The organism is Chryseobacterium vietnamense (genome assembly GCF_031454475.1).
Lineage (GTDB): Bacteria > Bacteroidota > Bacteroidia > Flavobacteriales > Weeksellaceae > Chryseobacterium > Chryseobacterium vietnamense.
Genome location: NZ_JAVDQX010000003.1, coordinates 354,222 through 367,526, shown reverse-complemented (window position 1 = coordinate 367,526; position 13,305 = coordinate 354,222). Strand labels below are relative to the sequence as shown.

General features: G+C 38.1%; 8 protein-coding genes. 1 reads left to right on the top strand and 7 read right to left on the bottom strand.

The features are described 5' to 3' along the window. Window positions 1-66: 66 nt before the first annotated feature. The 7 genes from J2786_RS15705 to J2786_RS15675 form a co-directional block, all read right to left on the bottom strand. The gene (locus J2786_RS15705; RefSeq protein WP_047427136.1) at window positions 67-1,494 is read right to left on the bottom strand and encodes a glycoside hydrolase family 125 protein; all 1,428 of its coding nucleotides are present in this window, start codon (window positions 1,492-1,494) and stop codon (window positions 67-69) included. Window positions 1,495-1,525: 31 nt separating this feature from the next. Next, entirely contained in the window at window positions 1,526-3,757 is a 2,232-nt protein-coding gene (locus J2786_RS15700) for a GH92 family glycosyl hydrolase (protein WP_052186757.1), read from the bottom strand. Window positions 3,758-3,884: 127 nt separating this feature from the next. After that, window positions 3,885-4,856: a glycoside hydrolase family 130 protein gene (locus J2786_RS15695; RefSeq protein ID WP_047376309.1), complete on the bottom strand. Its 972-nt coding sequence runs from the start codon at window positions 4,854-4,856 to the stop codon at window positions 3,885-3,887. A 30-nt stretch (window positions 4,857-4,886) separates the two neighbouring features. Beyond that, window positions 4,887-6,188 carry an MFS transporter gene (locus J2786_RS15690; RefSeq protein WP_047427135.1) on the bottom strand — a complete coding sequence of 434 codons (1,302 nt, stop codon included), beginning with the start codon at window positions 6,186-6,188 and terminating at the stop codon, window positions 4,887-4,889. A gap of 173 nt (window positions 6,189-6,361) precedes the next feature. Beyond that, a complete protein-coding gene (locus J2786_RS15685) occupies window positions 6,362-7,987 on the bottom strand; it encodes a SusD/RagB family nutrient-binding outer membrane lipoprotein (protein ID WP_047427133.1) in 1,626 nt (541 codons plus the stop codon). 17 nt (window positions 7,988-8,004) lie between these two features. Further along, window positions 8,005-10,971: a SusC/RagA family TonB-linked outer membrane protein gene (locus J2786_RS15680; RefSeq protein WP_082001895.1), complete on the bottom strand. Its 2,967-nt coding sequence runs from the start codon at window positions 10,969-10,971 to the stop codon at window positions 8,005-8,007. Between the two features lie 387 nt (window positions 10,972-11,358). Further along, the gene (locus J2786_RS15675; protein ID WP_047427130.1) at window positions 11,359-12,237 is read right to left on the bottom strand and encodes an AraC family transcriptional regulator; all 879 of its coding nucleotides are present in this window, start codon (window positions 12,235-12,237) and stop codon (window positions 11,359-11,361) included. A 200-nt stretch (window positions 12,238-12,437) separates the two neighbouring features. On the opposite strand from J2786_RS15675, the gene J2786_RS15670 reads away from it, so the two are divergent. After that, complete coding sequence (locus tag J2786_RS15670; RefSeq protein ID WP_047427128.1) at window positions 12,438-13,304, top strand: helix-turn-helix domain-containing protein; 867 nt, start codon at window positions 12,438-12,440, stop codon at window positions 13,302-13,304. The last annotated feature ends 1 nt before the right edge of the window (window position 13,305 follow it).

The following is a 13,305-nucleotide window of genomic DNA, read 5'->3' as shown; positions in this document are numbered from 1 at the left end:
CAAGCCCCTGACTCCTTCTTTTTTGGGAAGGAATCACTGATGAAAAAGCCATATAAAAAGGGAGGGCTATGTCAGTAGCTCAGGGTTTTCGTTAAAGGTTTTCCATAACAACTCACCGAATAAGGTATTGGCCCATGCAAACCATTCTCTGGTGAACTTTTTGGCATCGTCTTTATGGAAGGATTCATGCATAAAGCCTGTCCCGCCGTGCGTTTTCTGTAGAGTATCAATACACCACCTGATCTCACTTTTGTCTTTGGTAGTGAGTGCCTTCATGATGATACTCATTGGCCAGATCATGTCAAGTCCGATATGCGGACCTCCTATCCCTTCTGCCAGTTTACCTTTGAAGAAGAACGGGTTGTTTTCTGACCACACAAATTTTCTTGTATTCAAATATACAGGATCGTCAACTTTCACCGCATCCAGATAAGGCAGTCCCAGCAAGCTTGGACAGTTCGCATCATCCATCAGGTTGTAGCTTCCAAAGCCATTCACTTCAAAAGCATAGATTTTTCCAAATTCAGGATGATTGTAAATTCCGTATTTTTTGATGGCTGCATCTACCTCATCAGCAAGGCTGTTCAGCTGTTGAGCCAACGTTTTTTCATTTTTAATCTGAGAAACCATTTCTGCTGCCTGACGTAAGCTTACTACTGCAAATAAGTTAGACGGAATCAGGAATCCATAGATAGTAGCATCGTCACTTGGACGGAACATAGAGCTGATAAGACCCACCGGTTTTGTCGGATAACCATATCCTCCCATAGGAACTCCATCTGTTGCCCACGCTGTTGTACGCTCAAATTTGTAAGGTCCCAGATCATTTTTTCTCTGCTGTTCTGTGAAAGTCTGCAGGGTAAGTTTAATTCCTTTCAGCCAGTTGGCATCGAAAGGTTTTGTATCTCCTGTGGTTTTCCAGAAGTGATAGGCAAGACGGATAGGATAGCAAAGTGAGTCAATTTCCCATTTTCTTTCATGGGTTCCCGGTTTCATATCGGTATGGTCATATTCTTTCCATTTACTGATCTTCTGGTCATCGTTATAGAAAGCGTTTGCATAAGGATCTTTCAGGATGAAAGTCGTCTGCTTATGAATTACCCCTGAAATCAGCTTGTGCAGCTTTTCATCTTTCTTCGAGAACTGCAGGTAAGGGAAAACCTGTGCGGAACTGTCACGAAGCCACATCGCATCAATATCTCCTGTGATGACGTAAGTATCCGGTGTTCCGTTAGTTTCACTATAGAAAACGGTAGTATCTAATGTATTCGGAAAGCTGTTTTCAAAGAGCCAGCCCAGTTCTTTGTTTTTAACTTTCTTTTTAAAAGCAGCGATAGCATTTTCTACGGATTCGCTGGTAAAATGTCTTTTCTCTTTAGGGACACGGACAACAGGAAAATCATCCAGCACTAAATTTTTAGCAAAAACATTTTGAGTAAACAGCAATCCGGCTCCTGCCAGTGCACTTGTTTTAATAAAATTTCTCCTTTCCATTGATACTTTTGTTTCGTTTATTTTTATAGTCTTATTTTACCGGCTTGCTTCCCATTACGAATCTAAGCTCGCCACCGTTCATGATATCGCTGTGGTTCAGTTCCCAGCTTTTGTATTCTTTACCGTTCAGGAACATTTTCTGAACGTAGATATTCTTGTCGGAAATCTTGTCAGCAATCACGGTAAAAGTTCTTCCATTCTCTAGTTTTAATGAAGCTTTCGGAAATTGTGGGGCTCCGATAGCATAAACTGGCTTTCCTGGTGTCACAGGATAGAATCCTAATGAAGAGAAAATATACCAGGCAGACATTTGACCGCAATCTTCGTTATTGACTATTCCGTCCGGTTTTGCCGCGTACATATTGTCACGGATAAATTTCACCATTTTCTGAGTTTTGTAAGGACTTCCTGCATAGTTGTACAGGTATGGAACATGATGTCCAGGTTCATCTCCAAATCCTAAAGATCCGATAAATCCTGAGATATCTACATGCTGTTCTCCTTCCATATGAAGCGCTTCTGTAAAGGTTTTATCCAGTTTTTCTTCAAATCCTTTTTTCCCTCCGTACAGATTCATCATTTCATCAATCTGATGCGGAACAAAGAAATCATAGGCCCAGATATTTCCGGAAACCCAGTGTGGCTGGAGTTTTTTCCAATCATTAAGCTTGAAATCCGCTAAGAATTTCCCGTCTTTTTGTCTTGGCCAGAAGTGATTATTTTCTTTATTGAAGGTATTCAGGAAGTTCATAGAACGTTTTTTATACACTTCTGCTTCTTCTTTCTTCCCTAATTTTTCTGCAAGCTGCTGGATACACCAGTCATCATATGAATATTCAAGTGTTGCAGAAACTGAAGCACCGTTTTCTGATGGTGTATAGCCTAACCTGATATAATCATTAAGACCTCCGCCTCCATCACTGCTGCTCATCTTGTCTGTTAAAGAAGCATCTTTCATTGCTGCAAATGCTTTTTCTCCATCAATACCCGGAACTCCTTTTGAAATGGCATCCCAGATTACCGAAGCACTGTGATAGCCCAGCATACAGAAGTTATCATATCCACAAAGCTCCCAGATTGGCATGTGGTCTTTACGGTCTGTATATCTGCTGATTAAGGAATTGGCAAATTCTTTTGTATGTTTCTGATCCATAATGGTCAAAAGCGGGTGCGTTGCTCTGAATCCGTCCCAGTATGAATAAGTACTGTAGTTCGTGAACCATTTGGTATTCATGTTTTCCTGAGCGGCAACATAATCTCCATTCACATCCATATAAAGGTTGGGAGCAATGAAGGTATGGTAAACGCCTGTGTAGAAAATTTTTCTCTGACTGTCTGTTCCTCCTGTCACCTGGAATCTTCCGATAAGGTCTCTCCAGGTTTTTTGGGCTGTTTCTTTCGCTTTGGCAAAGTCAATATTTTTTGCTTCGGTATCGAAATTTTCCTGTGCGTTTTCTGTACTCACCGGAGATAAAGATACTTTTACTTCAATGCTTTCCTGATCCTCAGTTGAGAATCTTACAAAGGCTTTAGCATCTTTGGCAAGGGCAATTTTTTCATCATTTTTAATTTTTCCGTCAGCATACACGCCGTAAGACTTAAACGGTTTGGAAAACTCCATCACGAAGTAAGCAAACCGTTTACCTCCCCAGCCATTGCTGTAACAGTAACCTTTGATTTTATTATTGCCTTCCACACTCACTAAAGTATGGTAGATATTTCCGAAGATTTTATTGGTAGGATCAATAATGATATTAGATTCATCACTTTTAGGGAAAGTATATTTATGAAATCCTACTCTTGGGGAAGCGGTCAGCTCAGCTTTGATTCCATAGCTGTCCAACATTACGGAATAATATCCCGGAGATGCCACTTCTTTATCGTGCGTAAATTTTGAACGGTAACCAGTTTCCGGTTGATCTTCAGATCCCGGAACCATTTTCACCTGTCCTACCGTTGGCATTACCAGAATATCTCCAAGGTCTGCCCAACCCGTTCCGCTCAAATGGTTATGACTGAATCCCATAATCGTCTTACTGCTGTAGTGATATCCGGAACACCAGTCCCAGTCGCCGCTTTTCGTATTCTGATCCGGACTCAGCTGTATCATCCCAAATGGCGTAGTTGCCCCTGGAAAGGTATGTCCATGACCTCCTGTTCCAATAAAAGGGTCAACCCAGGATAAAACATCATTTTTATTTTGCTGGGCATTCGCTACAGAAATCAGGGTTGTAAAAAAGCAGATAAGCAGTTCTTTTTTCATGATAATAGAGATATCGGAGATTTTTTTGTTTAAAAGTTGGTTAAAAATAGGAAAACCATTATAAAATTCCCAGCAAACGGGAAAATTAAGATGATTAACCTATTTTCCTAAACTTTATATTACTGTATTAAATTGAATTCTTTTTCATAAAGTCAATAATTTCTGAGATATATCCAAAGGCAATCGCAACTACGGTATCAGCAGCACCATAATATACTGTTACTTTGTCTCCCTCAGTTAATGCTGCACAAGGGAACACCACATTCGGTACGTCTCCTGTCAGCTCATACAATTCGGCCGGAGCCAACAAATAAGGCTTCGTTCTGTACAATACTTTTGTAGGATCTTCAAGATCAAGCAAAGCTGCTCCCATTGAATATCTGAATCCTCTGCAGGTATTGATCACGCCATGATAGAAAAGCAGCCATCCTTCTTCTGTTTTGATAGGAACAGGTCCTCCCCCGATCTTTGTACACTGCCATGCACTGTCTTCAAAAGGAGTTACTTTCATCACACAGCGGTGTTCTCCCCAGTACTTCATATCAGGGCTATAGCTGATATAAATATCTCCGAAAGGAGTATGTCCGTTATCACTCGGACGGCTCAACATCGCATATTTACCATTGATTTTCTCAGGGAACAAAACTCCGTTTCTGTTGAATGGAAGAAAGGCATTTTCGCACTGAAAAAATTCTTTAAAATCAAAAGTATACCCAATTCCGATGGTAGGACCATTGTATCCATTACACCATGTGATCCAGTAACGGTCTTCGATAAAAGTAACACGCGGATCATATTTGTAATCGGATTCAATCATATCTGTATTTCCTGCCTGCATTTCAATAGGGTCATGATTGATATCCCAATTGATTCCGTCTTTACTGAAACCAGCAAAAATATTCATCTGTACTGCCTTGTTGTCACAACGGAAGACTCCGGCAAATCCATCCTCAAAAGGGATTACTGCACTGTTGAATATACTGTTGGATGTTGGTATCGCATATCTGTTAATGATCGGGTTTTCGGAAAACCTCCACATGATATCATTGCAACCTTCCGGGCGATCCTGCCAGGGGATCATTACTGATTGAGCTGTCATAAAGTATTTTTTACTTTTTATTTTTAATTATTATGAATTGATTTGTTGTTCTTTCTGATTTTCAGGATGAGGAAAAGGAACGAATAAGGTGGCTAAAAAAGCAGGAATCGTAGCAATCAAGACCCAGATAAAGAACATTTTGTATCCGATCCAGTCACTGATCATTCCGCTGAACATTCCGGGAATCATTACTCCAAGGTTCATAATTCCTGTTGCAAATGCGTAATGGGCTGTTTTGTGTTTTCCGGGTGCAATCTGCTGCATCATGTAGAGCATTAACCCTACAAAACCAAATCCGTATCCGAAATATTCTACCACCACAGCAATTCCTACCGGAAGAAGTTCCGACGGTTGGTAATGTGCCAGTAGTGCATATACTACAAATGGAATATTGAATGCACAGCACAGCCATATCAAAGACCTTTTCAATCCGCGGGCTGAGATAAAATATCCTGCCAATACGGAACCTAATATAAATGCCGCGGAACCGTATGTTCCATAAATAAGCCCGATATCGGAAGTTGATAATCCCAATCCCCCTGAAGTTCTTGGAGCTTTAAAAAATAAAGGGGCAATTTTGATCGCAAATCCTTCTGCAAAACGGTATAGAATAATGAAGAGTATGCACCACAGAATCTTTTTTTTGGTAAAGAAAGAGGTAATCACTTCCAATAATTCTTTACGAACATTTCCGGCATTTTTCTCTTCTTTATGTTCGTCTTTGTTTTCTTTCGGCAGAATGAAATAGTGATAAATAGCTAATAGAAAAAACAGCAGTGCATAGATCACCATAATGATCATCCAGGCATTGGTAACTCCTTTTGTTTTTTCTAAAACACCTGCAAAATAAACGAGTGCGCCGCTGCTGATAATCTTCGCAAGGTTGTAAAAAGCGCCCTGCCAGCCGATATATTTTGCCTGCTCTTTATTGGTAAGAAAGCCGATATACGTTCCGTCTGCTACCACATCATGGGTAGCTCCACAAAATGCTATTACTGCAAAAAGGGCAATACTGTACTTGAAAAAATCATGCATCGGCAAACTTAAAGCCACTAATGCAAAGAGAATTCCTATGGCAAACTGAGTAGAAACAACAAAGAATTTTTTTGTTTTATAGATCTCCAGGAACGGACTCCAAAGTGGTTTTAATGTCCAGGAGAACAGGATAAGGGCTGTCCAGAATGTAATCTGTGAATCCGAAACGCCCATATCTTTATACATGATTCCTGAAACCGCATTAATGGTTACAAAGGGAACACCCATTGCAAAATATAATGTTGAAATCCAAAGAATTGGCTGGATCCGACGGGTTCCGGAGTTGTTTTTTCCCATATTTGAAAATAAGATTCTAAATAAAAGAGAACATCTCAAGGATTCATTCAGGCTAAAAAACGAAACTATAAATTTTTTGGAGATTCTACTCTATTCTCCCGCTTCAATGAATGTATCAAATAAAAATCTGATGTTGAGATGTCTCTTTATTAATGAGTGATTCTGAATATTTTTTATTTCTTATCCCACCAAAGCTTTGTGCCTCCGGTATCAGGGCCGTTAAGCATTTGAGCCGCCTGCTGGTAATTATATAATGAAGTTTTGGTATCAATAGTGAAAGGAATTCTTCTGATCATTGCTTCTGTACTGATGGCTCCGCCACTGTCATTTTTTCGTACTTTGAAGAGAACCGGATATCCTGTTCTTCTCTGCTCTGCCCATGCTTCAGGTCCGTTGGGATAAAGAGAAAGCCATTTCTGGGTAATAATTCTTTCTAATTTTCTTTCGTTGGTATCCCCGTTATTCCATGCAATGGTAATGGTACTTAACTGAGGATGTCCTAAACCGATGTTATTGTCTGCATTTTTCGGATCTACATAAGGTGCTTCTGTAGAAGTGTTATCCGCAAGGTATGTTGCAACGCTCGCACTTTTCCCCCATTCTCCAAAAGACTGCTGAACCCCGGTTGTATAGTTGGTTTGAATATCTCCTGCTCCTGCATATCCTCTCAAAGCAGCTTCAGCTCTAAGGAACCATGTTTCTGCAGCGGTGAATAATTTCATTTTACCATCTGTACCGGAAAAGTAATCTCCGCTGGCAGATTTTGCCTGTGGCTGCGAAAATCCTCCATAAGTTGATTTACCATTTAATAAATCAATCCCCTGACGTATTCCTATGTATTTTCCTTGTAAACCTGGGTCAGATGCAGGAATAGCATATGCCGAAAGTCTTGGGTCATTATATCCGTTCATATAAGCCATTAAAGGTGCTCCGATCAAACAGTCTCCCCATGAGTAAATGATGAAACTCAATTCTGACTGCCCTACGCTGATCAGCGCATTATCTGCATTGTCGGTAATTAATCCGGCAGGTGAAGCTAATGCCTCCTCAGCATATTGTTTAGATTTTGCAGGATCTGCATAGCTCATTCTCATGGCTAACCTCAGCTTTAGTGAGTTGGCAAACTTTGCCCATTGCACCATATTTCCACCATATACTAAATCTGCTTTTTTCAACGCTGATTTATCTTCTACATTCTGTGTTGCCGACATGGCGATTACTTTCTGCAAATCGTTAATAGCTGCAGTAAGATCAGCAATAAAATAGTTGTAGGCTTCCTGTTGAGAATCAAAATCAGTTACTCCATTCGGATTTGGCTTTTCATATTTGCTGTAAACTACAGGCCCGTGACTGTCTGAAACTCTTGCAGCCGTAATCACTTTCAGAATTTTTTTAACAGCAAATGTTCCTGTAAAATCTACTCCTTTATAGATTTCCTTAGCGGTATTATCAATAATAAGAGAGTAATTGAAAATATCCTGCTGTCTGGCAATAATTCTATTGTTCCATCCATCCATCATTGAATAGGTAAGATTATTTACCCCTCCGTTAAATGGTGTTGCTGTACTGAACATTCCACTGTACATATCTGCACTCAGGTTAGGGTACAGCTGATAATCTGACTGTAATCCTCTCTGCATGGATTTCATGGGGTCTACAACAGCGATAAAATCTGCGTAAAAATTTTCAGGGCCTCCTGCTTTTTCCTGGTTATACTGCTCAAAGTCATTAGTACATCCTGAAGCAGAAAGCAATAGTACAGCTCCGAATGCCAATATTTTAATATGATTGATTTTCATTTTCTTAATTGTAAAAGTTAGAAGTTAGCTTTTAATGATAATCCAATAGATCGGGTAACCGGTAATCCGAATGAATCTACCCCCACTCCACCAGGTGTATTTCCTGATACCTGTTCAGGATCAAACGGTGCTTTTTTGTAGAAGAAAAATAAGTTGGTTCCTACTAAGCTTACCGTTGCATTTCTCATATATTTGGATTGAATATCAAAAGTATATGAAATGGAAGCCTGGCGTAAACGTATTGTTGTTGCGCTATACAGATAAGCTTCATCAATACCTTTTCCAAACCCTTCTGTTGTTCCTACTGCTTTATAATAATCTTTTGCATTGGTTAAACCTGTGTAAGCCTGTCCTGCATTTGGAGTTCCAGGTGCATACACTGCATTTGGGATAGATACACCACCTGCATCTCTTGCATCAGCTGTAGACTGAGTTACCCCATAGATATCATTTGCTTTTTCTGTAAGGGAAAGTACCTTCCCTCCAAATTTACCATCAATAAGGAAAGATATTCCAAGCTTACCAATGTTAAAGGAGTTATTGAATCCCATAATAAATTTAGGGTTCGGATTACCAAGATAAGAAGGAGTACCTTCTGCTAACGGGATTCCTTTCTCATTCACTAAAATACGTCCCTGATCGTCTCTTTTAAACTTAATTCCGTAAAGATCACCGAAAGATCCTCCTAATTTCAGTTTTGTATATTCCCCTCCTCCTGTTAATGAGAAAAGTTGGTTTTCTGATATTGGTAAACTTGATGGGAACAATTCAACAATTTTGTTTTTGTTGGCAGAAGCATTTAATGTAGTTGTCCATCCAAATTTTTCTGAACTGAAAACCTTATAGGATAATGAAGATTCAAAACCTGTATTTCGGATTTTCCCTGCATTAATATAATATGACCCAGGAGCTATCCCTCCAAAATAAGAATCGATTTTTGTCTCTAACAATTGATTGCTCGTATTGGAGTTGTAGTAAGTAATATCAAAACTTAATTTGTTGCTGAACATCCTTAGCTCTGTTCCAACTTCAAAAGTTTTATTAAATTCAGGTTTCGGAAACAGTTCCTTATACTTGGGATCAGTAATGAATGAACTTTTTGGAAACACAAGCGTTCCCGCATCTACTCCAAAGGTATATCCTTTATTATATTCAATCATTGCATTGGAGATATTGGTAGGCAACCCTAATCCTACAGTTGCATAAGATCCTCTTACTTTCCAGAAACTAATGACTTCCGGCAGTTTGAAAACAGAAGATAATACAGCATTTGCTCCTACAGATTCATAATCGAATCCTGTTCTTCCGGTTAAGGCCAAACTGGAATCCCAGTCATTTCTAAAAGTCATGTCCACATAAAACATATTTTTATACCCTACTGTAGCACTGGCAAATACAGATTGCACCTGCTTCTTCATATTGGTATAAATATTATGATATCCATCACCAGGGGATCTTTTTTTACCCCATTCAAGATTACTTACAGTGAAAAGGTTAGGGTTTGTCAGATAAGCATTATCAATTTGTCCTATTTTATTTCTTGTGGTATTAATACTTCCTCCTAACGTAAAATCTAAAGAGAAAGATTCACTTATTTTAGGGCTACCGATAAGCAACACGTCCCCGTATGTAGAAGAGTTTTCATAGGTGTTTTTAAGCATTCTTCCATTAATTCCTTCATTAACAGCCAGTAAAGTAGGTGCTGAAAAAGCAGCAATATCACGCTGACTGTCTGAAATATTCCAGCTATAATTCCCTCTTACTCTTGCTGTTAACCAGGGATTAATCTGGTAAGATAGTGAAAGCGCTCCATAGGTATTTTTATTGCTTACAGTAACAGGATTACGGTTTAAAATCCAGTAAGGGTTCTGTGTTGGTGGGTTTCCTTTAAAACTTCCATCCGGATTCACCTCCCACCAGTTTTGAGCAGGTAAAAATCTTTCTTTATTTAAATAACTGTAATTATCTGGACCATACTGATCAAAATCTACTCCTCTTGGCAGCCAATACAAACTTGTCAAAGGAGAAAAAGATGCTCCGGGAGTCTGTCTGTTCTTACTTTCCTGTAATGAACCTATGAAGTTGGCATCTAATGTTAATTTATCGTCCAGAAACTTACTTGAATTTCTGAAAGAAACATTATACTGATCAAAGTATGACATAGGAACTACTCCTTTATTGGTAGTATTTCCAATAGAGAAATAGCTTGTTGATTTTTCATTCCCTGACTGGAAAGACAAGCTGTTTACCCATGTAGTTCCTGTCTGCAGAAAATCCTTAAGATAATCCTTGGAAGCTCCTTTTGCTCCCCAGCTTTCTGTTGACTGTCCCGGCTGTGATCCCGATACAGAAGGGTCATACGACAGATAACTGTGCTGCAGTTTTGGAAGACTGTATGCTCTGTCTACGGTAAGGCTCGAACTGTAAGTAATTGAACTTTTCCCGGCACGTCCTTTTTTAGTCGTAATCAAAATAGCTCCGTTACCTCCGGCAGAACCATACAGTGCAGATGCAGATGCTCCTTTCAGGAAGTTGATGCTTTCAATATCATCAGGATTGATGGAGCTCAGTACATCTCCCGGATCCGGCATATTGGAATACTGTCCGATATCTGCTGATTTTCCAGTTCCATTGATGATTGGGATTCCATCAATTACATACAGTGGTTGTGCACTGTTGACAGACTTATCTCCTCTCATGACTACCCTTACTGAGCTACCTACACCATTGGTTCTGTTGATCTGTACGTTGGAAACTTTTCCATTAATTGAATTTAATAGATTGGGAGTTTTCACTTCCGTAAGCTCATCCCCACCAATCTGCTGACTGGAATAGGTTAAAGAGCGGGCCTGCCTTTTAATCCCCAAAGAGGTGACCACGACCTCCTCAATACTGGTTGTCTTCGTAGTGTCGGCCGCTTTTTTCTCCTGTGCATTCGCAGTAAGTGAAAAAACGAACAGAACGGGTATAACTGCTTTTCTCATAAGGTATAGATTCGTTAGATTTAATTGAGAATCAATGACATTACTTTATTTTTTAATACAAAAAAAATTATTGTTTTTTCAGCAAAATTTTACCGTTTATGTATTAAATAATTTAAAGTTTTGTTAAGATTTAATTCACATTCACAAATCTAAATTTTGTAGTCAGTCTGATATAATACTATTTTATCATAAAACGATATTATTTTTTCAGCAATCAAAATTAAAAGCTATTAACACTTTAAAGATCAGCAAAATACAACACTTCCCAAACAATTAAAAAAAGGGGATTTATTCGGGTATTTTAACAAAATAAAAGTAGATTTCTGGACGGAATTACAGGGCGTCAGATAGGCTATAAAAAAGAAAAATATAAATTTTTGATACGTATTATTCAATCTTTTTAACTCCTTTAAATTGCTCCTTAAATTCGGTTGGAGTTGTCTTTTTAATGGACTTAAATACTTTATTGAAGTTCGCAATATTATTAAACCCGGCTTCAAAAGCAATTTCAAAGACTGTAAGATTCTTTTCCATCAGCCAGCGTGCAGCATAACTGATTCTGATCTCATTAAGATAATTAACAAATGTTTTCCCGGTTCTTTTTTTAATAAACCTATTAAATGTTACATTGCTCATATTCACCAATGATGCTACATTATCCAGCGTTATTTTATTTTCAAAATTTTTGTGTACAAAATCATGAACAACCTTCATTTTGTCGTTATCTGCAAAAGATTCAAGCTCAATACTATATGAAGACAAAAGGGTTTTATTTTCTGCTACAGCCAATTCATTCAGAATTTTCATAATTTCTATAAAAGATTCAAAACTGTTCATCTTGGAAAGATTGAGAAACGAATCTTTTAGTTTCTCAGCCGTTTCTGTTGAAAAAAGAATCCCTCTAATGGAGTCTTTCATCAGATTATTGATAGGTTTCAGAATATTTTTTCCCATCAGAGACTGATGGAAGAAGTCCTGATTAAATTGTATGGTGATTTCGTGGGTCTTTCTGTTCTTACATTTATAATTCGCCCAGCAGTGCGGTAAATTGGGGCCTACCAGTACCAATTCTATATTTCCGATCTCTCCGGTATGATCTCCTATCATTCTACGGTATCCTTTCCCTTTGTAGATAAAGTTGATTTCAATTTCGGGATGATAGTGATACGGAAAGTCGAAAGATGCTTTGATCCTGTCAAAAACGAGAAAACTATCTTCAGGAGATAGTGGAGTTATTTCTCTCAGAATATTTTCTAATTCGCTCATACAGGCAGCTATGAAAAAAGGTTAATACGATTAGGTCACAATACAAATCTTTGTAAAAATGATAAAATAATATCAATGTAAAAACATATTTCCGATTTATTTTATTCCAATTTTATATGTCAGACATCAGAAATGTGGGTTTCAATAATTTAATACAGTTCAAATCCTGCTTTTTTGTATCTTTAAACTAAAGTTAAAGTATGCCGCAACAGCTTATTTTTGAAGATCATTATAAAAGACTCGGACTGGAAGTATTTTCAGAAGAAAATCTGGAGAATTTTAATGGAAAACAGTTCTCTACAGATATTAAAGTATTTTTCATTCCTTCAGGATACGAACTTACGGTAGATTTTAATCATTATAAGACCAATAAGCCTTCACTTTTCTTCCTCACCAACCAGCATTTGAGCATTCAAAAGGGAAAAGATGAATCTATTCTTCTTTTCTACAACCGTGATTTTTACTGTATTCAGATCCATGATAAGGAAGTGGCTTGTGACGGCCTTCTCTTTCATAACATATTTGAAATTCCTTTTGTAGAACTTGATGATTTAGAAACGTCTCTTATAAAAAGTTTATTTCAGAATATTCAGGATGAACTTGAAGGGAAAGATTCTTCTGCAGAGGAAATGATAAGAACCTATGTGAAACAGATCATTATCCGCGCTACCCGCCAATGGAAGAAACAAAATCTGGATCATGACACCATCAGAATTCCAGGCAGCGAACTTGATATTTTCAGGGATTTCAGCAGACACCTTGAAATTCATTTCAGGGAAAAACACAATGTTGCAGATTATGCAGAACTGCTTCACATGGCTCCAAAGACTTTGACTCATAAATTTAAAAATTTAAATCTGGACTCTCCCAATCAGTTTATCATCAACAGAATTTTATTAGAAGCAAAAAGATTACTATTCTATACAGATAAACCTGTAAAAGAAATTGCTTATGATCTGGGTTATGAAGATCCTGCCTATTTCAACCGCCTTTTCACGAATAAAACCGGAAGCACACCGATAAATTTTAAAAAAAATTACATCACGGGAAAAAAGTACAATATTTAAG